The 22,165-nt window shown below is 64.8% G+C and carries 28 protein-coding genes; 15 read left to right on the forward strand and 13 right to left on the reverse strand.

The genetic code is table 11. The features are described 5' to 3' along the window. Positions 1-138: 138 nt before the first annotated feature. Positions 139-705: an alkyl hydroperoxide reductase subunit C gene (ahpC, locus tag TQ38_RS02795; RefSeq protein ID WP_043980311.1), complete on the reverse strand. Its 567-nt coding sequence runs from the start codon at positions 703-705 to the stop codon at positions 139-141. Positions 706-981: 276 nt separating this feature from the next. Beyond that, complete coding sequence (locus TQ38_RS02800; RefSeq protein WP_043980313.1) at positions 982-1,452, reverse strand: YaiI/YqxD family protein; 471 nt, start codon at positions 1,450-1,452, stop codon at positions 982-984. Between the two features lie 87 nt (positions 1,453-1,539). On the opposite strand from TQ38_RS02800, the gene TQ38_RS02805 reads away from it, so the two are divergent. Next, on the forward strand, positions 1,540-1,932 hold the full coding sequence (locus TQ38_RS02805) for a barstar family protein (protein WP_043980315.1): 393 nt from the start codon (positions 1,540-1,542) through the stop codon (positions 1,930-1,932). A gap of 37 nt (positions 1,933-1,969) precedes the next feature. Here TQ38_RS02805 and aroC read toward each other — a convergent pair whose 3' ends face one another. Beyond that, positions 1,970-3,052: a chorismate synthase gene (gene aroC / locus TQ38_RS02810; protein WP_043980318.1), complete on the reverse strand. Its 1,083-nt coding sequence runs from the start codon at positions 3,050-3,052 to the stop codon at positions 1,970-1,972. A 286-nt stretch (positions 3,053-3,338) separates the two neighbouring features. Between aroC and TQ38_RS02815 the strand changes: the two genes are divergently transcribed. The 4 genes from TQ38_RS02815 to TQ38_RS02830 all read left to right on the forward strand — a co-directional run bounded on the left by TQ38_RS02815 (position 3,339) and on the right by TQ38_RS02830 (position 5,244). Continuing rightward, complete coding sequence (locus tag TQ38_RS02815) at positions 3,339-3,665, forward strand: antibiotic biosynthesis monooxygenase (RefSeq protein WP_043980320.1); 327 nt, start codon at positions 3,339-3,341, stop codon at positions 3,663-3,665. Between the two features lie 128 nt (positions 3,666-3,793). After that, positions 3,794-4,141, forward strand: a complete 348-nt coding sequence (locus TQ38_RS02820; RefSeq protein WP_043980322.1) for an arsenate reductase — start codon at positions 3,794-3,796, stop codon at positions 4,139-4,141. 9 nt (positions 4,142-4,150) lie between these two features. Beyond that, on the forward strand, positions 4,151-4,714 hold the full coding sequence (gene pnuC / locus TQ38_RS02825; RefSeq protein ID WP_043980324.1) for a nicotinamide riboside transporter PnuC: 564 nt from the start codon (positions 4,151-4,153) through the stop codon (positions 4,712-4,714). Continuing rightward, positions 4,711-5,244, forward strand: coding sequence for an AAA family ATPase (locus TQ38_RS02830; RefSeq protein WP_043980326.1), 534 nt, complete (start codon positions 4,711-4,713; stop codon positions 5,242-5,244). The genes pnuC and TQ38_RS02830 overlap by 4 nt, the downstream gene beginning before the upstream one ends. Here TQ38_RS02830 and ubiG read toward each other — a convergent pair. Beyond that, a complete protein-coding gene (gene ubiG / locus TQ38_RS02835; protein ID WP_043980328.1) occupies positions 5,241-5,990 on the reverse strand; it encodes a bifunctional 2-polyprenyl-6-hydroxyphenol methylase/3-demethylubiquinol 3-O-methyltransferase UbiG in 750 nt (249 codons plus the stop codon). The genes TQ38_RS02830 and ubiG overlap by 4 nt on opposite strands. A gap of 109 nt (positions 5,991-6,099) precedes the next feature. On the opposite strand from ubiG, the gene TQ38_RS02840 reads away from it, so the two are divergent. Next, entirely contained in the window at positions 6,100-7,344 is a 1,245-nt protein-coding gene (locus TQ38_RS02840; protein ID WP_205316090.1) for an aspartate kinase, read from the forward strand. 367 nt (positions 7,345-7,711) lie between these two features. On the opposite strand, the gene TQ38_RS02845 is transcribed toward TQ38_RS02840, so the two are convergent. After that, positions 7,712-9,247, reverse strand: a complete 1,536-nt coding sequence (locus TQ38_RS02845) for a catalase (RefSeq protein ID WP_255417961.1) — start codon at positions 9,245-9,247, stop codon at positions 7,712-7,714. Positions 9,248-9,569: 322 nt separating this feature from the next. Then, entirely contained in the window at positions 9,570-9,956 is a 387-nt protein-coding gene (locus tag TQ38_RS02850; protein WP_043980333.1) for a hypothetical protein, read from the reverse strand. A 145-nt stretch (positions 9,957-10,101) separates the two neighbouring features. Here TQ38_RS02850 and TQ38_RS02855 point away from each other — a divergent pair, with 145 nt between their 5' ends. The 3 genes from TQ38_RS02855 (at position 10,102) to TQ38_RS02865 (ending at position 12,475) form a co-directional block, all read left to right on the forward strand. Continuing rightward, positions 10,102-11,136 (forward strand): nitronate monooxygenase family protein, encoded by a 1,035-nt coding sequence (locus TQ38_RS02855; protein ID WP_043980335.1) that lies wholly within the window; start codon positions 10,102-10,104, stop codon positions 11,134-11,136. Positions 11,137-11,149: 13 nt separating this feature from the next. After that, entirely contained in the window at positions 11,150-12,004 is an 855-nt protein-coding gene (gene purU, locus TQ38_RS02860) for a formyltetrahydrofolate deformylase (protein ID WP_043980337.1), read from the forward strand. Between the two features lie 69 nt (positions 12,005-12,073). After that, complete coding sequence (locus tag TQ38_RS02865; RefSeq protein WP_043980339.1) at positions 12,074-12,475, forward strand: VOC family protein; 402 nt, start codon at positions 12,074-12,076, stop codon at positions 12,473-12,475. Here TQ38_RS02865 and TQ38_RS02870 read toward each other — a convergent pair. Continuing rightward, positions 12,462-13,406: an alpha/beta hydrolase gene (locus TQ38_RS02870; protein WP_043980341.1), complete on the reverse strand. Its 945-nt coding sequence runs from the start codon at positions 13,404-13,406 to the stop codon at positions 12,462-12,464. The two genes, TQ38_RS02865 and TQ38_RS02870, sit on opposite strands and share 14 nt — an antisense overlap. A 165-nt stretch (positions 13,407-13,571) precedes the next feature. On the opposite strand from TQ38_RS02870, the gene TQ38_RS02875 reads away from it, so the two are divergent. Further along, the gene (locus tag TQ38_RS02875; protein WP_043980343.1) at positions 13,572-14,444 is read left to right on the forward strand and encodes a dienelactone hydrolase family protein; all 873 of its coding nucleotides are present in this window, start codon (positions 13,572-13,574) and stop codon (positions 14,442-14,444) included. Between the two features lie 70 nt (positions 14,445-14,514). Here the strand turns inward: TQ38_RS02875 and TQ38_RS02880 are convergent, their stop codons facing one another. The 4 genes from TQ38_RS02880 to TQ38_RS02895 all read right to left on the reverse strand — a co-directional run bounded on the left by TQ38_RS02880 (position 14,515) and on the right by TQ38_RS02895 (position 16,513). Next, a complete protein-coding gene (locus TQ38_RS02880) occupies positions 14,515-14,826 on the reverse strand; it encodes a hypothetical protein (RefSeq protein WP_043980345.1) in 312 nt (103 codons plus the stop codon). Between the two features lie 66 nt (positions 14,827-14,892). Further along, a complete protein-coding gene (locus TQ38_RS02885) occupies positions 14,893-15,249 on the reverse strand; it encodes a hypothetical protein (RefSeq protein ID WP_043980346.1) in 357 nt (118 codons plus the stop codon). Positions 15,250-15,369: 120 nt separating this feature from the next. After that, positions 15,370-15,591 carry a hypothetical protein gene (locus tag TQ38_RS02890; RefSeq protein ID WP_043980349.1) on the reverse strand — a complete coding sequence of 74 codons (222 nt, stop codon included), beginning with the start codon at positions 15,589-15,591 and terminating at the stop codon, positions 15,370-15,372. 7 nt (positions 15,592-15,598) lie between these two features. Further along, a complete protein-coding gene (locus TQ38_RS02895) occupies positions 15,599-16,513 on the reverse strand; it encodes an SPFH domain-containing protein (RefSeq protein ID WP_043980351.1) in 915 nt (304 codons plus the stop codon). A gap of 295 nt (positions 16,514-16,808) precedes the next feature. On the opposite strand from TQ38_RS02895, the gene TQ38_RS02900 reads away from it, so the two are divergent. The 5 genes from TQ38_RS02900 (at position 16,809) to trxC (ending at position 20,156) form a co-directional block, all read left to right on the forward strand. Next, positions 16,809-16,994 (forward strand): hypothetical protein, encoded by a 186-nt coding sequence (locus TQ38_RS02900; protein ID WP_043980353.1) that lies wholly within the window; start codon positions 16,809-16,811, stop codon positions 16,992-16,994. Positions 16,995-17,076: 82 nt separating this feature from the next. Continuing rightward, complete coding sequence (locus TQ38_RS02905) at positions 17,077-18,051, forward strand: TerC family protein (RefSeq protein WP_043980355.1); 975 nt, start codon at positions 17,077-17,079, stop codon at positions 18,049-18,051. 166 nt (positions 18,052-18,217) lie between these two features. Next, positions 18,218-19,132, forward strand: coding sequence for a DMT family transporter (locus TQ38_RS02910; protein ID WP_043980357.1), 915 nt, complete (start codon positions 18,218-18,220; stop codon positions 19,130-19,132). Between the two features lie 4 nt (positions 19,133-19,136). Continuing rightward, positions 19,137-19,685 (forward strand): pseudouridine synthase, encoded by a 549-nt coding sequence (locus TQ38_RS02915; protein WP_043980359.1) that lies wholly within the window; start codon positions 19,137-19,139, stop codon positions 19,683-19,685. A gap of 42 nt (positions 19,686-19,727) precedes the next feature. Continuing rightward, entirely contained in the window at positions 19,728-20,156 is a 429-nt protein-coding gene (trxC, locus tag TQ38_RS02920) for a thioredoxin TrxC (RefSeq protein WP_043980361.1), read from the forward strand. A 4-nt stretch (positions 20,157-20,160) separates the two neighbouring features. On the opposite strand, the gene nadA is transcribed toward trxC, so the two are convergent. Together nadA and TQ38_RS02930 are read right to left on the reverse strand one after the other, a co-directional pair. After that, positions 20,161-21,147 carry a quinolinate synthase NadA gene (nadA, locus tag TQ38_RS02925; RefSeq protein ID WP_043980362.1) on the reverse strand — a complete coding sequence of 329 codons (987 nt, stop codon included), beginning with the start codon at positions 21,145-21,147 and terminating at the stop codon, positions 20,161-20,163. A 106-nt stretch (positions 21,148-21,253) separates the two neighbouring features. Further along, positions 21,254-22,150: an MBL fold metallo-hydrolase gene (locus TQ38_RS02930; RefSeq protein ID WP_043980364.1), complete on the reverse strand. Its 897-nt coding sequence runs from the start codon at positions 22,148-22,150 to the stop codon at positions 21,254-21,256. Positions 22,151-22,165: the final 15 nt, after the last annotated feature.

The raw sequence follows: 22,165 nt of genomic DNA on the forward strand, positions 1-22,165 counted from the left end.
TTGGGTCCTTTGGAATTTCGTTGATGAAAGGGACGGCCCGGGGTCCGGGTTCCGCGGGGCGCACAGGGGTGCGGCGCCGGGAGGAGGGAACCCCGGGCCGCACACCTTCAGCACGCGACCCGGTAAGTCGCGGTAGTGTTAGATCTTGCCGACGAGGTCGAGCGAAGGAGCCAGCGTCTCGCCGCCTTCTTCCCACTTTGCCGGGCAAACCTGGCCGGGGTGCTCACGCCAGTACTTGGCCGCCTTGATCTTGCGGACGAGTTCCTTGGCATTGCGGCCCACGCCCTCGGGGGTGATTTCGACCAGCTGGATCACGCCGTCCGGATCGACCACGAAGGTGGCACGGTCAGCAAGGCCAACGCCTTCGCGCAGAACGCCGAAGTTGTTGGTCAGGGCGTGGTTCTGGTCGCCCAGGAATGCGTAGGTGAGCTTGCCGATGGTCTCCGACGTGTCGTGCCATGCCTTGTGGCTGAAGTGCGTGTCGGTCGAAACGCCGTACACTTCGACGCCCAGGCCCTGAAGGGTGGCGTACTGCTCGCCGAGGTCTTCCAGTTCGGTGGGGCACACGAAAGTGAAGTCCGCCGGGTAGAAGAAGAACACGGCCCACTTGCCGGCGATGTCCGCCTCGGTGACGTCAAAGAAGTCCTTGCCCTGCTGAAAGGCGGTGTTCTTGAACGGCTTGATGGTGCTGCCGACGATACCCATGGATGTATTCTCCCTCGTTGGGTGGTTGAAACTGATGAGTGTGAGATAGGCCGGGATCGTGACGATTTGTAGTGTGATGATCCGATTGGCCTTATCGAGTGAGGCGATCAGTGGGCGACGGATTGTGCAGGTCTGTCGATGAGACGTGGGGTGGGCGGTTTTGCGTGCGGGGGCTTCGACAAGCTCAGCCTGAGCGGGCTGAAAATGGCCTGTCTGGCGGCATGGTCCCGCGTCCGATCCCGCTCAGGCTGAGCTTGTCGAAGCCCCCCGCCGCGCTCAGGCCTTCCCAGTCCGCAGCAACCGCACAAGGACTTCGTCGAGACTGGAGAGAAACCGCGACTTGTCCTGCTTCGAGAACGGCGGCGGCCCGCCCACGATATCGCCGCCTGCGCGCAGGTCCGCCATGATCGCGCGCGTGGCGATGGCGCCGCCGATCGAGGAGGCGGTGAACGGCTTGCCATTGGGCGCCACCACGCTGGCGCCCAGCTTCAGGCAGCGGTCCGCGAGCAGGATGTCGGCGGTGATGATAACGTGTGCCGCACCCGGCGAGGCTTCCAGCGTTTCGACGATCCAGTCGTCGGCGGCATCGAAGGCGTCGCTTACCACTTTGCGCGATATCAGCGCGCTTTGCGGCACCCGGATCGGGCTGTTACTGACCACCACGACGGGAACCTTGTGGCGAGCGGCGACCTTGTAGGTCTCGTCCTTGACCGGGCAGGCGTCGGCGTCGATCAGGATGCGGATCATGGGGTCTCACGTGAGGAAGGGGGGCAGCACGTCCCCTACACCGCATCGCGCGGGCCGCACAGGACAGATGCGGAAGAAAATCCAAGGATGACCAGGAATTTCACTTTAGAAGGGCAGAACATTCACGGCATCGCGTCCTTCTATGACGAGATCAACCGGGTGTTCATGGCGGATGAGGACTGGAAACTCGGCCCCAGCCTCGATGCCCTCGATGACATGCTCTACGGCGGTTATGGCGCGCTGCATGGCGCCGGGCCGGTGATCCTGATCTGGCGGCAGATGGAAGCGAACCGCCAGCATATGGGGCGAGAGGCAACGCTGGCCCACTACCGCGCCAAGCTGGAAGATCCCGCGCGGTTCAATACCGATCGCATCCAGCGCGACATCGCGGCCTTGCTGGACGGAACCGGGCCCAGCTATTTCGACATCGTCCTGCAGATCATTGCAGACCATCCTGGCATAGAACTGCGCCCGGCCTAGAGACCGCCTGGCGTTCCAAGCCTTCGCTGGAGAGCCTTCAGCCGCACTGGCCGCGGTGGAGCAGTTTGTGGTCGGCCAGCACCAGCGCCATCATCGCCTCGACCACGGGCACGCCGCGAATGCCGACGCAGGGGTCATGTCGGCCCTTGGTGAACATTTCGGTAGCCTCGCCGCCGCGCGTGATCGTCTGCTGCGGGGTCAGGATCGAACTGGTCGGCTTGAAGGCGACGCGGCAGGTCACCGGCTGGCCGGTCGAGATACCGCCGGCGATGCCGCCCGCGTGATTCGCCAGGAATTCCGGCGCGCCGTCGGGTCCGGTTTCCCGGTTGGGCCGCATCGGGTCGGCGTTCTGCTCTCCCGAGAGGCGCGCAGCGGCAAAGCCATCGCCGATTTCGAAGCCCTTGACCGCGTTGATGCCCATCATCGCGGCGGCAAGGTCCGCATCCAGCTTGCCGTAAAGCGGCGCGCCCCAACCGGCCGGTACGCCGCTAGCATAGCATTCCACCACCGCGCCCACCGACGAGCCGGACTTGCGGGCATCATCGACGATCGCTTCCCAGCGCTTCGCCGCCGCCGCATCGGGGCAGAAGAAGGGGTTCTCGGTGATCTCGTGCTCGTCGAAATTGCCCGGATCGATCATGTCGCCGCCGATCTCGGAGACGTAGGCGAGGATCTTGACCTCGGGGATCACCAACCGCGCTACCGCGCCTGCCGCAACCCGGCTCGCCGTTTCGCGCGCCGAGGAGCGCCCGCCCCCGCGATAGTCGCGGAAACCGTACTTGGCGTCATAGGCATAGTCGGCATGGCCAGGGCGATAGGCCTGCGCGACCTCGGAATAGTCCTTGGAACGCTGGTCGACGTTGTCGATCATCAGGCTGATCGGAGTGCCGGTGGTGCGGCCTTCGAACACGCCCGAGAGGATGCGCACCGCATCCGGTTCCTGCCGCTGCGTGGTGTACTTCGACTGCCCCGGACGGCGCGCGTCGAGGAAGGGCTGGATCACACTCTCGTCGATGGCGAGACCCGGCGGGCACCCGTCGACGACGGCGCCGATGGCGGGCCCGTGGCTTTCGCCCCAGGTGGTGAAACGGAAAAGGCGGCCGAAGCTGTTCACGCTCATGGCCTTGCGCCTTGTCGGCAAATGCAAGGTTTGTCCAGTGGAGCGCGCGCCATGCCGCGTGAGGACGCCGACTACGGCGTTGCACTTAGCGATAGATGATTCGCAATTAACGTTCGTTTACTGTTCGCGGGTGGCCACTCTCTGGGATCAAATAAAGTTACTGGAGCACACATCTCGGTGATTGCGCTCGCTATGGATGTAACCGTTCCCATCGAGAGACACTTTGTGCTCAGATCGAACTTATTCCCCTCTTGTCGAAAGCCTTGGGTGTTTGCAAAGGAGAACCATGTTCTTGGTCGTTTTCCGCAATCACAAGCGCGCCGATATCGATGCCGACGCTTATATCAGCGATGCTGTTTCCATGGAGGCGCTTGCCGAGGAGCAGCCGGGCTTCCTCCTGTTCAGAAGCTACACCGCCGACGACGGCGAAGTGCTGTCGATGTCGGAGTGGGAGGACGAGGCCTGCGCGATGGCGTGGTCGCGCAACGCTGAGCATATGATCGTCCAGCTCCGCGGCCGCGACGAGTATTACGAGCGTTATACGCTTTATGCCTGCCCTTCGCCGCGCGTGCATCGCTTCGACATGAACATGGTCCTGCCAGCCAAGGTGTAAGGGCAGGGTTACCCGCTCTTCACCATACCCAACCGCGTATCCTTGGTGTATCGCCGTGTCCGATAGGCTGGGCACTTCGTGAATTGTGCCCGCAAACCAGCACGATACGCGAAAAGGCACGCCACGTCATGTCGATCGAGTTCTACGGCATCCCCAACTGCGACACCGTCAAGAAGGCGCGCACCTGGCTGGATGCGAAGGGAATCGCCTTCACCTTCCACGACTACAAGAAGGAGGGCGTCGACGCTGAAAACCTGGCGGCGTGGATCGATGCGGCCGGACTGGACAAAGTGCTCAACCGCGCCGGCACCACCTTCCGCAAGCTGCCCGATGCGGACAAGGCGGACCTTGATCCCGCAAAGGCGATTGCGCTGATGGTGGCCAATCCCAGCATGATCAAGCGGCCCGTGGTTACGCATCCGGGCGGCATTCTCGTCGGCTTCAAGGAGCCGGAATGGGCGGCGGCGTTCGGCTGAGCGAAAGCCATGAACCCGGTCGAATGGATCGCGGCGGCGCTTGGCCTTGCGAATATTGCGCTGCTGGTGCGGCGCAGCGTGTGGAACTACCCTTTCGGCATGGCCATGGTGGCGCTTTACGCCGTCGTCTTTTTCGAGGCACGGCTTTACGGCGAATCGGGGCTACAGCTATTTTTCTTCGTCGCTCAGGCGTGGGGCTGGGTGCTCTGGGTTCGGGCTGGCGATGGTGACAGCCAGGTGCCGGTGCGCTGGCTGGGTAATTTCAGCCGCGTTGCCTGGATCACCGCCACTGCGGCGCTGGCGCTGAATCTGGGCTGGATCATGCACCGCTTCACCGACGCCTCGCTGCCCTATGCCGACGCTGCCATCGCGGGGGCCAGCATCGCCGCGCAGATCCTGCTGGCATTCCGCCGGATCGAGAACTGGGTGCTGTGGATCGCGATCGATATCGCCTCTGTCGCGGTCTACATGACCAAGGGGCTGTGGCCTACGGCCGGGCTCTACGTAGTGTTCCTTGTGATGTCGGTACTGGGCTTGCGCGAATGGATCGCTGCGTACAGGAAGCAGGCATGACGCCTGAATCCTCGACCAGAACGGTCTGCTTCCACGGCGCGGAAAGTACCGGCAAGTCGGTGCTGTGCGAGCGCTTGCTGGTTACGCGCGGCTGGCCTTACGTCCCTGAATATGGCCGCCTCTACTGCGAGGAGCATGGCATCGACCTGACCATGGCGGACCTGCTGGTCATCGCCCAGGGCCAGGCGCGGATGAACCGCCATGCGCTGGAAGCCGCGCCGCCGGTGCTGCTGCTCGACACCGACCAGTTGATGACCGCCGCCTGGGCCCAGATGCTGTTCGCCGAAGTGCCCGAGCAGTTGCTCGCCTATCCAAAGGCGGACCTCTACCTGCTGTTCGAGCCCGATGTGCCCTGGCGCGAGGATGGCACCCGGTTTTTCGGTGAGGACGGCGCGCGCGCGCGCTTCGCCGCGCTGGCAGAGGAAATGCTGGTGCGTACCGGCGTTCCTTACAAGCGCATCTCCGGTTCTTGGGAGGAGCGCGTGGCGCTGGCGGAGCAGGCGATCGAGGAACTGGCAGCGGGGGGTTAAGCCAGCCGCGCCGTCACGATGTAGTTGAGCGACAGGTCTTCCGACAAGTGAAGGCCCTTGAGCGGCGACCATGCGATGCCGCGTGGCTCGCCCAGCACCAGACCCGCACCCTGTGCCAGTTCGCGCAGTTCCTCCGGCGTGGGGAACTGGCTCCAGTCATGGGTGCCGCGCGGGACCTTGCCGAGTCGCTCAGCCGCCTCGACCAGAAGCAGACGCGAGGGAATCGTGCGATTGGGGCAGGAGAGGATCATCAGCCCGTCCGGCGCGAGGGCCGCGGCGAGCTGGCTGAGGAACAACGCCTTGTTAGTAACATGCTCTATCACTTCCAGCGAGCAGACGAGGTCGAAGCCGGTCAGCCCCAGCGAGCCGAGTTCGCCGGCGCGGTAGTCGATGGCGAGGCCCATGGTACCGGCATGGGTGCTGGCGGCGGCGATGTTTTCAGGGGCGGCGTCCACGCCGGTGACGGCCGCGCCCATGCGGGCCAGCGGCTCGCACAGCAGGCCCGCGCCGCATCCGGCATCGAGGGCGCGCTTGCCCGACAGTGGGCGAACATTGCGCGAATCGCCTCCGAAATGTGTATCGATCGCGTCGCGCATGAAGGCCAGTCGGACCGGGTTCAGGCGGTGCAGCATGGCCGAGGAACCCTTGGGGTCCCACCACTCTGCCGCCAGCTTGCCGAAGTGCGCGGCCTCCTTGGGATCGATTGTTGCGCGCAGGCTAGTGCTCGTTGCAGTTGCATTGTCCATGAGTCCCTCCTAACAGCGCGCCCGACTGTTATCCACATCGTCCGCACCACGCGGATGAAATCGAACCCACTCGCAGCAGGGAGGCACCGGCGCCTTGGCACGTATCGTGATGAAATTCGGCGGCACTTCGATGGCCGGGTCCGAGCGCATCCGGCGCGTGGCGGGTATCGTCAAACGCCAGCAGGAAGCCGGGCACGAGGTTGCCGTCGTGGTTTCGGCCATGTCTGGCGAGACCGACCGCCTCGTCAACTTCTGCCGCGAGGCGAACGCCCTCTACGATCCCGCCGAGTACGACGTCGTCGTTGCCTCGGGCGAGCAGGTCACGTCGGGCCTGCTGGCGCTGACGCTTCAGGCGATCGGCTGCAAGGCGCGTTCGTGGCAGGGCTGGCAGGTGCCGATCAAGACCGACGACGCCCATGCCAAGGCCCGCATCGAGGAGATCGACGCGGACGCCCTGATCGCCTCGATGGCGGCGGGCGAGATCGCCGTAATCCCCGGTTTCCAAGGCGTTTCGCCGCAGGGCCGCGTTACCACGCTGGGCCGCGGCGGTTCGGACACTTCGGCAGTTGCGGTGGCAGCGGCGGTCAAGGCCGATCGCTGCGACATCTACACCGATGTCGACGGCGTCTACACCACCGACCCGCGCATCGTCGCCAAGGCGCGCAAGCTGCCGCTGGTGACGTATGAGGAAATGCTCGAACTGGCTTCGGTCGGCTCGAAGGTATTGCAGACCCGCTCGGTCAGCCTGGCCATGAAGGAAAAGGTGCGCGTTCAGGTGTTGTCCTCGTTCATCGACGAGACTGCCCCGGCCGCTGACACCATCCCCGGCACCCTGATCGTCAGCGACGAGGAATTGGAAGGAAGCGACATGGAACGCCAGCTCATCACCGGTATCGCCGCCGACAAGAACGAGGCGAAAGTCACGCTTACCCGCGTGCCGGACCGTCCCGGCGCGGTGGCGTCGATCTTCGCGCCGCTCGCGGAATCGAACATCAACGTCGACATGATCATCCAGAACGTCGCCAAGGATAAGGGCGAGACCGACGTCACCTTCACGGTGCCGCAGTCCGACCTGGCCCGCGCGCAGGCGATGCTGGAAGAGCGCAAGGATTCGATCGGCTACTACCGCCTGATCGCCGACGGCAACGTCGCGAAGATCAGTGTAGTGGGTGTCGGCATGCGCAGCCATGCCGGCGTTGCCAGCACGATGTTCAAGACGCTGGCCGACCGCGGCATCAACATCATCGCCATCTCCACCAGCGAGATCAAGGTGTCGGTCCTGATCGATACCGACGAGACCGAACTGGCGGTGCGCGTGCTGCATACGGCTTATGGGCTCGACGCGGCGGCCTGATTAGAGGCTCGCCGGTTCCTTGGGTCCGGGGTGGGATGAAGCGGGGGAGCGTTTTGCCCCTCGTCAACCTGAACTTGTTTCAGGGTCCATCGCGCCGCAAACCTTGCGGTCTGCCGCCGCAAACCGACAGTGCAAATGGTGACGTGCGCCTCCGGTGATGACTGCCGGATGGACCCTGAAACAAGTTCAGGGTGACGAGGCGTGTTAAAGCTACCGGCGTGGCTCTCGGCACCGTTCAGGCGGGGCTCCCGGCTCCGCTAAGGCAGGGCTCTCAACACCGCTCAGGCTGAGCTTGTCGAAGCCCCCGCGCCAAGATGCAAATTGCAAAAAGCCCCGTGCGTCACTTCGCACGGGGCTTTTTCGTTGGTCAGTCCGCCAGTTCGGGCTGGGGCGAGAGGTCGGGATTGACGCTCATGCCCAGGGCTGCGGCCACGCCGGCACCATAGGCCGGATCGCAGCGGGTGCAGTTGTCGATGTGGCGCTGCTTGATGAACTCCAGCGCATCGCCCATCGCGCCTGCCGTGTTGGCGAACAGACGCTGCTTCTGGGCATCGTCCATCAGTTGGAACAGCGCGCGCGGCTGGCTGTAGTAATCGTCATCGTCCTCGCGGAAGTTCCAGAAATCGGCGTTCCCATCGATCTTCATCGGCGGTTCGCGGAATTCCGGCTGGCCCTGCCACTGGCCGAACGAGTTCGGGTGGTAGTGCGGCAGGCCGCCATAGTTGCCGTCGACCCGGCCCTGTCCGTCGCGGTGGTTGTTGAACACCGGGCAGCGCGCCGCATTCACCGGGATCTGGTGATGGTTGACGCCGAGCCGGTAACGCTGCGCATCCGCATAGGCGAACAGGCGCGCCTGCAGCATCTTGTCGGGCGAGACGCCGATGCCGGGGACGAGGTTGGACGGCGAGAAAGCGCTCTGCTCCACATCGGCGAAGAAGTTCTCCGGGTTGCGGTTCAGTTCCATCATGCCGACCTCGATCAGCGGATAGACCTTCTGCGACCAGACCTTGGTGAGGTCGAAGGGGTGGAAGCCGCAGGTCGCCGCTTCTTCCTCGGCCATGATCTGGACCATGACCTTCCACTTGGGGAAGTCGCCACGCTCGATCGCGTCGTAGAGGTCGCGCTGGTTCGATTCGCGGTCGCCCGCCACCACATCGGCGGCTTCGGCGTCGGTCAGGTGGGCGTGACCCTGCTGGGTCTTGAAGTGGAACTTCACCCAGAACCGCTCACCCGCCTCGTTGTAGAACGAATAGGTGTGGCTGGAGAAGCCGTCCATGTGGCGATAGCTCTTGGGGATGCCGCGGTCGCCCATGACGTAGGTGACCTGGTGCAGGGCCTCTGGCAGCAGGGTCCAGAAGTCCCAGTTGTTGGTGGCAGAGCGCAGGTTGGTGCGCGGATCACGCTTCACAGCCTTGTTGAGATCGGCGAACTGGCGCGGGTCGCGCACGAAGAAGACCGGCGTGTTGTTGCCGACCATGTCCCAGTTGCCTTCCTCGGTGTAGAACTTCACCGCGAAGCCGCGAATGTCGCGCTCGGCATCGGCCGCGCCGCGCTCACCGGCCACGGTGGTGAACCGGGCGAAAAGTTCGGTCTGCTTGCCGGCTTCGCCCAGGAACTTCGCGCGGGTGTACTTCGACACGTCGCCGGTGACGGTGAAAGTGCCGAACGCGCCCGAGCCCTTGGCGTGCATGCGCCGCTCGGGGATGACTTCGCGGTTGAGGTTGGCCAGCTTCTCCAGCAGCCACACATCCTGCATCAGCAGGGGGCCACGCGGGCCGGCAGTCATCGAATTCGATGCATCGACAACAGGAGCGCCGAACTGGGTGGTCAGCGGGGTGGTTGCGAGCGGGGTTTCGCCGTGGCCGTAGGGGCACTTGCCGCCGGCGGGGTTCGATCCGTTCATCGCGAAACTCCTTTGTGGGTTTGTCATGGTTGTATGATGCGCTGCCGTCAGAATTGCTGCGGCTATGATGTCGTTTTACCCGAGCGCGAATTGGGGGAGAAGCTATACGAACATCTATCTGTGATCGGTAAAAGCGATAAATCAGGCGGGAACCTTGCGCATTTTTCGCAAAGGCTTCCCGGCAAGCTCGGCGCGCGGCCCGATGCACGCTTGCTACTCCCGAAAATCTCAGGATGAAATCGTGGTGCAGTTGAATTGGTCTGCAACCATATCGAGCGCAGATCCGATATCAGGGAGCTTTCGGCGGGCCGGTGTCAAGCGGTTACGCGAGCATCCGGCGCAGCGAAGTGAGGGCATCGACCAGCAGCGCTTGGCTGGATCGAACCTGCGTGGCGTCCTTGGTATCGGTTGCGGCAGTGAGTGCCTGGGCGTGAGCACGCAGCAGCACGAAATCCTCGTCTGGAATGCGGCCAGCGAGTTCGCCGATACCTCGTTCCACCTGGCCCGTGGCGGGAGCCCCAAAGCCAGCGACTGAAGCCATCGCCATGCGCAGCGCGCCTTCGATTTCCAGAATGTCCTCGAACAGCGCGTCTTCCGCCGCCTCGACAGTCGTCGACCCCGCATGGGGCACGGCGGGCGCGGCCGGCTTGATGGAAGCGAACTTTCGGGGCGTTCCCGAAGCGTTCAGCGGTTCGTCGTCCTGGTACATTTTTAGCGCGGCCCCTGCATTTTGCCTAATTATGCTGCAATACAACTTTCAAGTCGTCCCTTGGTTCCGCTGCTCGCCGCTTGTGCGGGGCGACTCGTCATCCTATGGCGCAACCACTGTATAAAACCCGGGCTATGGGAAACTCATGACCGCACATTCCAAGACTTCGGCGCTGATGGCGCGCGGATGCGAATTCCTCGGCAGCGAAACCGCGATCCTTTGCGGGGCAATGTCCTGGGTTTCCGAACGCAACCTCGTCTCGGCGATCAGCAATGCGGGAGGCTTCGGCGTGATCGCGTGCGGGGCGATGACGCCCGCGCTGCTCGATGCCGAGATCGCCGCGACCAAGACGCTCACCGCCAAGCCTTTCGGCGTGAACCTCATCACCATGCACCCGGACCTGTTCGAACTGATCGAGGTCTGCGCGCGTCACGGCGTCACCCATGTGGTGCTGGCTGGGGGAATTCCGCCAAAGGGCAGCGTCGAGGCGATCAAGGAAAGCGGCGCCAAGGTCATCTGCTTCGCGCCCACGCTGGCGCTGGGCAAGAAGCTGCTGCGCTCGGGCGCGGACGCGCTGGTGATCGAAGGGTCAGAAGCGGGCGGCCACATCGGCCCGGTTTCCACATCGGTCCTCGCACAGGAAATCCTGCCCACGCTGGCCGCAGACCACCTCGTGTTCGTGGCCGGCGGCATCGGCCGGGGCGAGGCGATTGCGGGTTACCTCGAAATGGGCGCGGCCGGCGTTCAGTTGGGGACGCGTTTCGCCTGCGCTACCGAATCGGTCGCGCACCCGGCTTTCAAGAAAGCCTTCTTCCGTGCTTCGGCGCGTGAGGCTGTCGCTTCGGTGCAGGTCGATCCGCGCCTGCCGGTGATCCCGGTGCGTGCGCTCAAGAACAAGGGCACTGAGGAATTCACCGCCAAGCAGGTCGCCGTGGCAAAGCTGCTCGATGCCGGCGAAGTCGACATGGGCGAGGCCCAGCTCCAGATCGAGCGCTTCTGGGCCGGCGCCCTGCGCCGTGCCGCGATCGACGGCGACATCGAGAGCGGCTCGATCATGGCTGGCCAGTCGGTTGGCATGGTCAGCAAGGAAGAGCCGGTGAACGAGATCATCGCCGCGCTCATGGCTGAGAGCGAGGCTGCCCTGGGCAACCGCGCCGGCGCTCCCGTCATCGCCGCCTGAAGGAACGCGCGCGATGCCTGAACCGTTGATTCTGGCGCTTTCGTGCGCCGACCGTCCGGGCATCGTCGCGCGGGTGACAGGCTATCTCGCACGGATGGGCTGCAACATCATCGAGGCGCAGCAGTTCAACGACCTCGCCGAAGACAAGTTCTTCATGCGCGTGGCGTTTGATCCAGGCGCGGCTGACCGCGAGGAAATCGGCGAGGGTTTCGGCCCGATCGCGCACGAATACGGCATGGCCTGGTCGATGCTGCGGCGCGACCGGCCGCGCCGGGTGCTGCTGATGGTCAGCAAGTTCGACCATTGCCTGGTCGACCTGCTCTATCGTCAGCGCATCGGCGAGATCGCGATGGAGGTGGTGGGAATCGTCTCCAACCACCCGCGCGATGCGGTGAATACGCTGATGATCGGCGACATTCCCTTCCATTACCTGCCGGTGGAAAAGGGCGCCAAGGCCGAGCAGGAGGCCCAGGTCCGCGCTCTGGTAGAGGATACCCGCGCCGAACTGGTGGTGCTGGCGCGCTACATGCAGATCCTCTCGGACGAGATGGCGGGCTGGCTTTCAGGCCGCTGCATCAACATCCACCACTCGTTTCTGCCCGGATTCAAGGGCGCCAAGCCCTATCACCAGGCCCATGCGCGCGGCGTGAAAATGATCGGCGCGACCGCGCACTACGTCACCGCCGACCTCGATGAAGGTCCGATCATCCATCAGGACGTGGAGGCCGTAACCCATGCCAACACGCCTGAGGACATGGTTCGCAAGGGCCGCGATATCGAGCGCCGGGTCCTGGCCGAAGCAGTGCGCCTCCACCTGGAAGACCGGGTGCTCATCAACGGATCGCGCACGGTGGTGTTCAGGAGCTGATGCGGCGAAGCGGCTTGCCGTAAACCCCGCCATGCGCAAGACTGCCCGTAACGATAAGGGGAGAGCGCCATGCGGGTGAGCGGCATAGATCACGTCAACATCCTGACCGACGATCTCGAGGCGACGGCCAGCTTTTACGAACGTCTCCTCGGCCTTCGGCGTAGCGAGAACCCGGCGATCCGCATGGGCATCGCTGGATACTGGATGCGCGATGCGACCGACCATCCGATTGTCCACCTTGTCGACCGCCTTTCGGCTGGCGAGCGCTTCGAGGCCTATCGCCCCGGCGCGCTGACCAACGCTCTCCATCACGTCGCCCTGCGCTGCGAGGGTTTTGCCGCGACGTGCGAGCGGCTGGAGGAAATGTCGGTCGACTACCGTATCAACGACCTGGCGAACGTCGGCCTGCGGCAGATTTTCCTGACCGATCCCAATGCGGTGAACCTGGAGCTTAATTTCAACGGCGATTGAACGCCCGGCCAAACGCGGCGAGGGAGTTCATCCGGGCTTGGCGAGAAATCGCCGCATCGCTCACCATGTCGAAGCCGTGGTAGGCGCCGGGATAGACGTGCAGTTCCATCGGAACCCCGGCTTTGGCGAGGCGGCGGGCGTAGTCGATGTCCTCCTCCATGAAGAGATCCAGCGCGCCCACAGCAATGAAGGCAGGCGGAAGGCCGGAAAGGTCTTCGGCGCGCGATGCTGCGGCATAGGGGGATACGCCCTCGCTGCCGGCGGGCACCCCGAGCAGCGATGTCCAGCCGAATACGTTGGATTCGGGCGTCCAGACGTGGTGCCCGGTGTTTGGACCGGCGCTTTCCCGGCAGGTGCGGTCGTCGATCATCGGGTAGATCAGGTGCTGGTGGCAGATTGCCGGACCACCCCGGTCGCGGGCGAGCAGCGCCAGCGCCGCCGCAAGGCCGCCGCCTGCGCTCTCTCCGGTGATGGCGATGCGCGCGGTATCGACGGCGAATGCATCTGCCTGCGCGTGCAGCCATTGCAGCGCGAGGTAGCAGTCCTCCACCGGGCCCGGATGCACGGTATCGGGTGCGAGGCGGTAATCTACTGAAGCGACGAGGCAGTTAAGCTCCAGCGCCAGGGCGGCGCTGGCCAGCGACATCGTATCGGCCGAACCGATGACATAGCCGCCGCCGTGGATGTGGAGGAGGGCAGGGGCCTGCGCTGGCAGGTCGCGGGGGCGATAGACTATCACCGGCACTTCGTGGCCTTCGGGCGAGGGTAGAACGTAGCGCTCCATCAGGCAGCCCAGTTCCTCTGCCTGCGGGGCGGGGCGCAGGCCCATCATCTGGCGAATCTGGCCCAGCATTTCGGTGTTGAAGGTGAAGGTCGGCAGCATTTCCAGTCCGGGCAGGAGTTCGGGGTCCACCAGATCGAGCGTGCTCATTTCCATTCTCCCAGCCTTCGTTCTTGTTGGCTTGAACGTGTCGCATGGGCTGCGCGCTGTCCATCCGGTGCGAAAAATCCGCCGGGGCGAAGCGGGGGCTCGCTTCCGGGATGAACCCCGATTACCTTGACGGCGCTGCAGGGCAGATTTTGCGGAGACAAATGCATGTGTGACGAATTCACCGCCGAGGCAGAAGCCGCTCAACTCGCCAGGCGCGGTCTCAACCGGCGCGAGTTCGCTGCGCTGGGCGCCAGCGCCGCGCTGGTCGGCTGCACCGGCTCCATCGCGGCCGAGGGCGGCGCGTCGGTCAGCGAGAAGATGGTTTCCATCACCACGGCAGACGGCGTGTGCGATGCTTTCTTCGTCCACCCCGGCAAGGGCGTCCATCCCGGTATCGTCATGTGGCCGGACATCGCGGGCCTGCGCGACGTCAAGAAGATCATGGCCCGTAGCCTCGCTGCGCAAGGCTATGCGGTGCTGGTGGTGAACCAGTATTACCGCTCCGGGCCGGCGCCGGTGATGAAGAGCTTCTCGGAATACCGCACGCCCGAAGGACAGGCGAAGATCGCGCCGATGCGCGCGCTGCTCACTCCCGATGCGATTACGCGCGATGCCGGCGCTTATGTCGCTTTCCTCGATGGGCAGAAAGCGGTCGACAAGAAGCGCGGGATCGGCAGCAATGGCTATTGCATGGGAGGTCCCTTCACCGTTCGTACTGCGGCGGCGGTTCCGGCCCGCGTGGGCGCGGCAGCATCGCTGCACGGCGCCGGACTGGTGACGAACGAGGCAGATAGCCCGCACCGGCTGCTGGCCGGTACGAAGGCCAGCTACCTCTTCGCGATCGCCCGCAACGACGATGGCAAACAACCCGAGGCCAAGACCGAACTGCGCAAGGCCGCTGACGCTGCCGGCCGCCCGGCGCAGATCGAGGTATACGGCGCCGACCATGGCTGGTGCGTGCCCGATTCCCCTGCATACGATCCCAGCGAAGCGGACCGCGCCTGGCAGCACATGCTGGCGCTGTTCGCCAAGCTCTAGGGAGCAGCAGCTGCATAGGCTGACCGGAGCGCAGGCACGGGATAGATGCCTCGCGCTCCGGTACCGCCAATCAGTTCGACATCATCGCGATCAGGCCCACGATAGAGGCCGTGATGGCCAGGAAAACGGCGGCAATGCCGATGTCCCTGGCCGAGAAGCGGTCATGATGGTCCTTGCGATAGGCGCGGTACTGTTCGGCGATGGTGGTGTCGCTGGCGAGCATTCCGACGTCGAGCGGCCCGGCGGTGCGCTTGAACCAAGTCTTGACCGCGTCCAGCTCGCGCTCGGACAAGTCGGGGTAGCGGGCGAGCAGTTCGGTGACTTGCGCGCGTTCATCAGCGTGCACGGGGGCGTGAACCACGCCTGTGGATTTGGTAGCCATGAGATAATCTTCCTGAAAACGGTAGGGATCAGGGCGCGCGAAAAGACGCGCCGGGTCGGGACCGGTTCAGGCGATCGGGGGAGCGGTGCTGTCTGGCAGGCGTGCCGGGTGGCCGCGCGGCGGCGGGCCGCGGGCCTCAGGGCGCTGGTGTGCAGACGGGGCGATGGCGAAGCGCGTTGTCGCCGTGGCGACGTTCGCCGCTGCGACTGGCGGCAGGGGCAGCGGCTGTGCAGGCGCCGCCAGATGGCTTTGAACCCGCCGAGCGCTGCCAAGCGCCACGTCCAGCGTCGAGGCGCTGAAAGCGGAACCCTGGACCCGCTCCAAAGGCGCGCGAATAGGCTCCGCTGCCTGCACGCCGATGGCGGCGAGCAGCAGCAGGGGCCAGATGCGCAGGCGCGCCAGCAAGGCAAAAGCATATGCCATCACCCCCGAGCTAGGGGGCAAGGACGCCGGTGGCAAGGGGCAGGCTGCCTCCTTCTTGCTGGCAGGAGGGGTCAGGGGGAGGGTCTTTTGCCGCTTCTCATGGCGGATCAGGCGCCGCATTCATCCATCATAGGGAGCATCGTTCGCCTCCCTGGGTGGCCGGCCGCGACGGGGCGGCTGCGCAACTTCGAGCTTCACCCCGCGCCGGGCGAGCGCCTCGCGCAGCAGAACTTCGACCTGCGCGTTGACCGAGCGCAAGTCGGCCGCTGCCGCCCGTTCCAGCGCCTGGAACAGCGCGGGATCGAGACGGAGCGCGAAAGCCTTTTTGCCGGGTGACGCCATCTGAGACTTACTGGTAGAGTGTGCCGGCGTTGAGGACTGGCTGCGCTTCACGCTCTCCGCACAGCACGACCATCAGGTTGGAGACCATGGCTGCACGGCGCTCATCGTCGAGTTCGACCACGTTCTTCTCGGAAAGCTGCGCGAGCGCCATCTCCACCATCGAGACCGCGCCTTCCACCAGCTTGCGCCGCGCGCCGATCACCGCTTCGGCCTGCTGGCGGCGCAGCATGGCCCCGGCGATCTCTGGCGCGTAGGCGAGGTGGGTGAGGCCGCATTCGTCCACGGTAAGGCCGGCGACCTGCAGACGCTCGATCAGTTCGGTGCGCAGCTCCGCGTTTACCTGGGTATGGCTGCCGCGCAGGGTGATCTCGGCGTCTTCGACGTCGTCATAGGCATAGCGCGAGCCGATCGAGCGGACAGCGGATTCGATCTGCACGTTCACGAAGGTCTTGTAATCGTCCACATCGTAGAGCGCCTGCGCGGTGTCGGCGACGCGCCAGACCACGTTAGTGGCGATCTCGATCGGATTGCCGCGCAGGTCGTTCACTTTGAGCTTTTCGGAGACGACGTTGTTCGAGCGGACGGAGATCTTGGTCTTGCCCATCCACGGCCAGACCCAGCGCAGCCCGGCAATACGGTCAGTGCCGCGATAGCTGCCGAACAGGGTGACGGCGGCGGCCTGGTTGGGCTGGATCATGTAGAAACCGCTGAGGATCAGCACCTGCACGATCACGGCGGGAAGCACGAAGGCAAGGAACGCCGTAATCGTGCCCGGCCCCGGGTCAGCGCTTGACGCCAGGCTGGCGATGGACGTGAAAGTAGCCGCCAGCAGCACCAGAAACACCGCCAGCATGACATAGCCGCTACGTGCCGAGGCCAGGCGTTCCCGGCTGGCGTTGATGGGCAGATGCGAATCGGACATCGGCGAGACCCCTCTCAAAGTGATATCACATTAATATCGGATTGGGGGAGCCCGTCAACGTCGCCGAAAGCACTGGTGAGGGGGCGGGCTTGAAATCTCGGCGATCCGCCCGTATAAAGCAGTTTGCGGGCCGGGCCCCTCTGGCGCGGTGCAGGACATGATTTCTGCACCTCGTGATGTCGGACCGCATCGGGTGAAACCGGTGCAGGACCACACACGCTCTGGCATTGATTTGTCACGCAACTCCCGCCCGCTTCATCCGATCGAACCCACTCTAGTTCGATAGGGATTTGTAATGACCGATCGCATGTACCGCCTGCTCGAGCTTCACCAGAAGCTGGACGCCGTGATCAAACGCACGGGGGCAAGCCGCTTCGTCGACCCGTTGGCGGTCGCCCGCCTGGAAAAACGCAAACGCAGACTGAGGGGCAGGCTTGCGCGCCTTTTCGCGTTCCCGCCGCACCTTGCAGTGGGCCTGTAGTCCGCCGTCGCCGGCGCGCCTTTGCGGGTGCCGGCGCTGCTGTTCCCCTCGGCCTTGACCGGCCCCGTTCGGGCGTAAATTCATGGAATTTCTCTTCACACTCTGGCTGGGCACGCCTGCCTGGTTCTGGCTGGCGTTTGCCGCCCTCGTCCTCATTCTCACCGCCTTCGACCTCGGCGTCCTGCACAAGGACGACCGCGAGATGGGCATCGCCGAATCGCTGAAGCTGTCGCTGTTCTACATCGCCATTGCCATGGCGTTCGGCGGCTGGATCTGGTGGGCCAAGGGCTCTGCCCCGGCGATCGACTACTACACCGGCTACTTCATCGAGAAGGCGCTTTCGATCGATAACGTCTTCGTCATATCGATGATCTTCGGCTTCTTCGCGATCGCGCCCAAGTACCAGTACCGCGCCCTTCTGTGGGGTATCCTGGCGGTGATCGTGCTGCGCGGTCTGATGATCGCGGGCGGCGCTGCGCTCGTCTCGCAGGCGCACTGGGTCATGTATATCTTCGCGGCGTTCCTGATCTTCACCGGCGTGAAGATGCTGTTCGCCAGCGACGAAACCCCTGACATCGGCAACAACCCGGTGATCCGCTGGATTTCGCGGCACATGCGCGTGACCAAGGCTCACCACGGCGAGCACTTCTTCGTGCGCGAAGTCGATGCGAAGGGCGTGCAGGTCTGGGCCGCGACGCCGTTGTTCCTGGCGCTGGTGGTCATCAACCTCGCCGATCTGGTCTTCGCGGTGGATTCGGTGCCGGCGATCTTCTCGATCACGACCGACACGTTCATCGTCTACACCTCGAACATCATGGCGATCCTGGGCCTGCGCGCGCTGTACTTCGCGCTGGCGGCGATGGTGCACCGCTTCCACTACCTCAAGTACGCACTGGCGCTGGTGCTGGTGTTCATCGGCGGCAAGATCCTGATCGCCGACTTCGCGCTGGGCGGCGCCAAGTTCCCGCCGTTGCTCAGCCTCGCGGTGACGCTGGCGCTGATCGCGGGCGGCGTGGTGTGGTCCTTGTGGAAGACGCGCGGGGATGAGGCGGCCTGACCTTCAGGTCGAGCGCTCTGAAGGCCAAGTCCTGATCGCCGCACGCTTTGGAGCAGGGAGATGGCATAGGCGACCGCCGCGATGGTGATCGGCCATTTCCCTGTAGCCAAGGCAGAGGGCATTATACAGGTGCGGAGCCTTCGCAAGGCCGCTAGGACGCGCAGCGATGACTGTGAACCCATCCCAGCCGTCTGCGCCGCCGTCTGCCGGGCATGACTGGACGCCGCGCCACCTGTTGGCGCTGCTGGCGGCCAATGTCGCGCTAGCGCTGGGGGCATGGCTGGTGCGTCTTTCGGACACCGGGCCGGTCGCGGCCGGGTTCTGGCGCCTGACGCTGGCGCTGCCGGTGATCGCGCTGCTGGCCTCGCGCGAACCTTCGGCGCAGCGGCGGATGGGGCGCGGAACGCTGCTCCTGGTCGTGGCAGCGGGCGTGTTCTTCGCGCTGGACCTTGCCGCATGGCACGTCGGCATCGTCCAGACGAAGCTGGGCAATGCCTCGCTGTTCGGCAATTCGGGAAGCCTGATCGTGATGGTCTGGGGGCTGTTCACTGCCCACCGTGCGCCGCGTGCGCTTGAAATCGCGGCAATTGCCGCTGCGCTCGGCGGGGCGGGGATGCTGATGGGCGGTTCGCTGGAGATCAGCCACGTCAACCTCGTGGGTGATCTGTTCTGCGTGCTGGCCGGGGCATTCTACGCGCTCTACATCATCATGCTGAACGCCGCGCGCGAGCGTCTGGGACAATATTCGCTGCTGGCCGTATCGACGGCCGCCAGCGTGCCCGTGATGCTCGTCATCGCGCTCCTGCTGGGCGAGACGATCATGCCCCGCAACTGGACCCCGCTGATCGCGCTGGCCATCTCCAGCCAGTTGATCGGGCAGGGCTTCCTGATCTATTCGCTCAGGCACTTCCCGCCGCTGATCATCGGCCTTGCGCTGATGGCGCAGCCCGCCCTTGCCGCGACGGTGGGCTGGCTGGCGTTCGGGGAGACGCTGAGCACGCTCGATGTGGCGGGCATGGTATTGCTCGCTTTCGCGCTGGTGCTCGCAAGGGCCGGCGACAAACCCGCTGCAAGGAACTGAATGCATGGCGCGACTCGTACTGTTCAACAAGCCGTTCGATGTACTCTCGCAGTTCACCGACCTGCGTTCGCCCACCCCGCGCGCGACGCTGTCGGATTTCGTGGACGTGCCCGGCGTCTATCCCGCCGGCCGGCTCGACCGTGACAGCGAAGGGCTGCTGCTGCTGACCGATGACGGCCGCCTGCAGTCGCGCATCGCCGACCCGCGTTTCAAGACGGCGAAGACCTATCTCGTGCAGGTGGAGGGAGAGCCGGACGAGGCCGCCATCGCATCGCTGTGCAAGGGCGTGGCGCTGAACGACGGCATGACCCGCCCCGCCAAGGCCCGCCGCATCGACGAGCCAGAGCTATGGCCGCGCACCCCGCCGGTGCGTTTTCGCAAGAGCGTGCCTGACTGCTGGATCGAGGTGACCATCTACGAAGGTCGCAACCGTCAGGTCCGCCGCATGACCGCCGCCGTCGGCCATCCGACCCTGCGCCTCGTGCGCTGGCGCGTCGGTGACTGGACGCTGGAGGGCGTGGCGCCGGGCGAATGGCGCGAAGCCGAATTCTGATTTGATAGCGGCAAGGGAGACAGGCCGGTGTCACAAGACAGCATGATCGTCGTATGCCCCGTCTGCGCAGCCGCTAACCGCCTGCCCGCCGACCGGTTGGGCGCGGGCGGCAAATGCGGCAAGTGTGGCCATGCGCTGTTCGCCGCCGTGCCCGTCACCCTGACTGCGGCCAACTTCGATGCTCATGCGAGCAAGAGCGACCTGCCGCTGCTGGTGGATTTCTGGGCGTCGTGGTGCGGGCCATGCCGCCAGATGGCCCCGGCCTTCACCGCCGCCACTGCGCAGCTGGAACCGCGGATGCGCCTCGGCAAGCTGGATACCGAGGCGGAATCCGCGATCGCCGGGCGCTATGCGATCCGCTCGATCCCGACGATGATCCTCATCCGCAAGGGCCGCGAGGTCGCCCGCCAGTCCGGCGCGATGCCGGCCAGCGCGATCGTCTCGTGGGCGCGGCAGGCGGCGGGCGCCTGATCGCTTAGCGGGTGCCGAGGTCGCCCTTGCCGATGGTGCCGCTCGCCATGTCCAGCATGCGGTCGAGGCTCTTCTTGGCGGCGAGGCGCAAGGGCTCCTCGATTTCCACGCGCGGGGTCAGATCGCGCAGGGCGATGTAGAGCTTTTCCAGCGTGTTGAGTGCCATGTAGGGGCAGATATTGCAGTTGCAGTTGCCGTCCGCGCCGGGTGCACCGATGAAGGTCTTGTTCGGGATCGACAGCTGCATCTGGTGAATGATGTGCGGTTCGGTGGCGACGATCAGCGTGTCCTGCGGGATCGTGCGGGCATATTGCAGGATGCCGCTGGTCGAACCCACGTAGTCGGCGTGGTCGACAATGTGCGGCGGGCATTCCGGGTGCGCGGCGATCGGTGCGCCCGGGTGCTGGGCTTTCAGCTTGAGCAGCTCGGTCTCGCTGAACGCCTCGTGGACGATGCACACGCCCGGCCACAGCAGCATCTCGCGGTTGAACTTGCGGGAAAGATAGCCGCCCAGATGCCGGTCCGGGCCGAAGATGATCTTCTGGTCCGCCGGGATCTGCTGGAGGATCGTCTCGGCGCTGGAACTGGTGACGATGATGTCGGACAACGCCTTCACCTCGGTCGAGCAGTTGATGTAGGTCAGCGCGATGTGATCGGGGTGCGCCTCGCGGAAAGCCTTGAACTTTTCCGGCGGGCACGAATCTTCCAGGCTGCACCCGGCATTGATGTCGGGCAGCACCACGATCTTGTTCGGCGAGAGGATCTTGGCGGTATCGGCCATGAACTTCACGCCGCAGAAGGCGATGACATCGGCGTCGGTCTCGGCGGCCTTGCGGCTGAGTTCGAGGCTGTCGCCCACGAAGTCGGCAAGGTCCTGCAGTTCCGGGCGCTGGTAGTAGTGGGCTAGGATGACCGCATTGCGTTCCTTGCGCAGCCGCTCGATCTCGGCGCGCACGTCTATGCCCGATAGGTCGGCTGGCATAACGGTCATGGCATTCCCTCTGGTACTACGCCCCGGTCCTTGCGCCGGGACGCGGCCTATCTAGGGACGGGAGCGCCCGGACCCAAGGGGAAAATGCAAAGGTGCCCGATCATCGCTAGTCGGCAGGGACGAGCGCCCAGCGGTCTTCGCTGCGTGTTACGGTGCCGCGCTTTTCCAGGTCGATCAGGTGGGCAAGCACGGAGCGGCCTGCTGCCGGCCACAGTCTTTCGTCCACGCCCTTGTACATCAGGGGGACCATTTCCGCGATCCGGGCCTGGCCTGCTTCGATCTGGCGCAGGATCTGGCGCTCGCGCTGGCGGCGGTGGCCGATCATGCCGCGCACAAGCTGGCGCGGCTTGGTCACTTCGGCGCCGTGGGCAGGGTAGTAGACCACGTCCTGCTCGCGTTCGTAGAGCCGGGAGAGGCTGGCCATGTAGTCGCTCATGTCGCCGTCGGGCGGGGAGACGACGCTGGTGGACCAGCCCATCACATGGTCGCCGGTGAACAGCGCGCCGGTTTCCTCCAGCGCGAAGCACAGGTGGTTCGAGGTGTGCCCCGGCGTAGCGATGGCGCGCAGGGTCCACCCCTCACCCTTCAGCGCCTCGTTATCGTGCAGAACACGGTCGGGCGCATAAGCGCCGTCGAAGGAGGCATCGGCGCGCGGGCCATCGTCGTTCAGCACCAGCGGGGCGCAGCCGACGATCGGCGCGCCGGTGATCGCGCTGAGCGGCGCCGCAGCGGGCGAGTGGTCGCGGTGGGTGTGGGTGCAGGAGATCGCGATCACCTTGTCCGTTCCGATCGCCTCGACCAGCGCGGCGATGTGTTCCGGCTCGTCCGGGCCGGGATCGATCACTGCCACTTCCCCGGCCTCGCCCACGATGTAGGTCTGGGTGCCGGTATAGGTGAAAGGCGAGGGGTTGCGCGCCAGCACCCGCCTGACGAGCGGGCCGATGCGTTCGGCCACGGTGTAGGGCCGGTCGATTTGGTCTGCGCCGATCTGGTTTGCGTCCATGACGGCGATATGGGG

The sequence above is a fragment of the Novosphingobium sp. P6W genome, from assembly GCF_000876675.2.
Lineage (GTDB): Bacteria > Pseudomonadota > Alphaproteobacteria > Sphingomonadales > Sphingomonadaceae > Novosphingobium.

Excerpts from the sequence above, each read along its gene's own strand:
- TQ38_RS02855 (WP_043980335.1), top strand. The coding sequence starts at position 10,102 with ATGACCGCACATTCCAAGACTTCGGCGCTGATGGCGCGCGGATGCGAA.
- TQ38_RS02850 (WP_043980333.1), bottom strand. The coding sequence starts at position 9,956 with ATGTACCAGGACGACGAACCGCTGAACGCTTCGGGAACGCCCCGAAAG.
- TQ38_RS02885 (WP_043980346.1), bottom strand. The coding sequence starts at position 15,249 with ATGGCATATGCTTTTGCCTTGCTGGCGCGCCTGCGCATCTGGCCCCTG.
- pnuC (WP_043980324.1), top strand. The coding sequence starts at position 4,151 with ATGAACCCGGTCGAATGGATCGCGGCGGCGCTTGGCCTTGCGAATATT.
- purU (WP_043980337.1), top strand. The coding sequence starts at position 11,150 with ATGCCTGAACCGTTGATTCTGGCGCTTTCGTGCGCCGACCGTCCGGGC.
- ahpC (WP_043980311.1), bottom strand. The coding sequence starts at position 705 with ATGGGTATCGTCGGCAGCACCATCAAGCCGTTCAAGAACACCGCCTTT.
- TQ38_RS02905 (WP_043980355.1), top strand. The coding sequence starts at position 17,077 with ATGGAATTTCTCTTCACACTCTGGCTGGGCACGCCTGCCTGGTTCTGG.
- TQ38_RS02840 (WP_205316090.1), top strand. The coding sequence starts at position 6,100 with ATGAAATTCGGCGGCACTTCGATGGCCGGGTCCGAGCGCATCCGGCGC.
- TQ38_RS02815 (WP_043980320.1), top strand. The coding sequence starts at position 3,339 with ATGTTCTTGGTCGTTTTCCGCAATCACAAGCGCGCCGATATCGATGCC.
- TQ38_RS02865 (WP_043980339.1), top strand. The coding sequence starts at position 12,074 with ATGCGGGTGAGCGGCATAGATCACGTCAACATCCTGACCGACGATCTC.
- TQ38_RS02805 (WP_043980315.1), top strand. The coding sequence starts at position 1,540 with ATGACCAGGAATTTCACTTTAGAAGGGCAGAACATTCACGGCATCGCG.
- TQ38_RS02820 (WP_043980322.1), top strand. The coding sequence starts at position 3,794 with ATGTCGATCGAGTTCTACGGCATCCCCAACTGCGACACCGTCAAGAAG.
- TQ38_RS02830 (WP_043980326.1), top strand. The coding sequence starts at position 4,711 with ATGACGCCTGAATCCTCGACCAGAACGGTCTGCTTCCACGGCGCGGAA.
- TQ38_RS02875 (WP_043980343.1), top strand. The coding sequence starts at position 13,572 with ATGTGTGACGAATTCACCGCCGAGGCAGAAGCCGCTCAACTCGCCAGG.
- TQ38_RS02895 (WP_043980351.1), bottom strand. The coding sequence starts at position 16,513 with ATGTCCGATTCGCATCTGCCCATCAACGCCAGCCGGGAACGCCTGGCC.
- TQ38_RS02880 (WP_043980345.1), bottom strand. The coding sequence starts at position 14,826 with ATGGCTACCAAATCCACAGGCGTGGTTCACGCCCCCGTGCACGCTGAT.
- TQ38_RS02910 (WP_043980357.1), top strand. The coding sequence starts at position 18,218 with ATGACTGTGAACCCATCCCAGCCGTCTGCGCCGCCGTCTGCCGGGCAT.
- ubiG (WP_043980328.1), bottom strand. The coding sequence starts at position 5,990 with ATGGACAATGCAACTGCAACGAGCACTAGCCTGCGCGCAACAATCGAT.
- TQ38_RS02800 (WP_043980313.1), bottom strand. The coding sequence starts at position 1,452 with ATGATCCGCATCCTGATCGACGCCGACGCCTGCCCGGTCAAGGACGAG.
- aroC (WP_043980318.1), bottom strand. The coding sequence starts at position 3,052 with ATGAGCGTGAACAGCTTCGGCCGCCTTTTCCGTTTCACCACCTGGGGC.
- TQ38_RS02845 (WP_255417961.1), bottom strand. The coding sequence starts at position 9,247 with ATGAACGGATCGAACCCCGCCGGCGGCAAGTGCCCCTACGGCCACGGC.
- trxC (WP_043980361.1), top strand. The coding sequence starts at position 19,728 with ATGATCGTCGTATGCCCCGTCTGCGCAGCCGCTAACCGCCTGCCCGCC.
- TQ38_RS02890 (WP_043980349.1), bottom strand. The coding sequence starts at position 15,591 with ATGGCGTCACCCGGCAAAAAGGCTTTCGCGCTCCGTCTCGATCCCGCG.
- TQ38_RS02915 (WP_043980359.1), top strand. The coding sequence starts at position 19,137 with ATGGCGCGACTCGTACTGTTCAACAAGCCGTTCGATGTACTCTCGCAG.
- TQ38_RS02930 (WP_043980364.1), bottom strand. The coding sequence starts at position 22,150 with ATGGACGCAAACCAGATCGGCGCAGACCAAATCGACCGGCCCTACACC.
- TQ38_RS02900 (WP_043980353.1), top strand. The coding sequence starts at position 16,809 with ATGACCGATCGCATGTACCGCCTGCTCGAGCTTCACCAGAAGCTGGAC.
- TQ38_RS02870 (WP_043980341.1), bottom strand. The coding sequence starts at position 13,406 with ATGAGCACGCTCGATCTGGTGGACCCCGAACTCCTGCCCGGACTGGAA.
- nadA (WP_043980362.1), bottom strand. The coding sequence starts at position 21,147 with ATGACCGTTATGCCAGCCGACCTATCGGGCATAGACGTGCGCGCCGAG.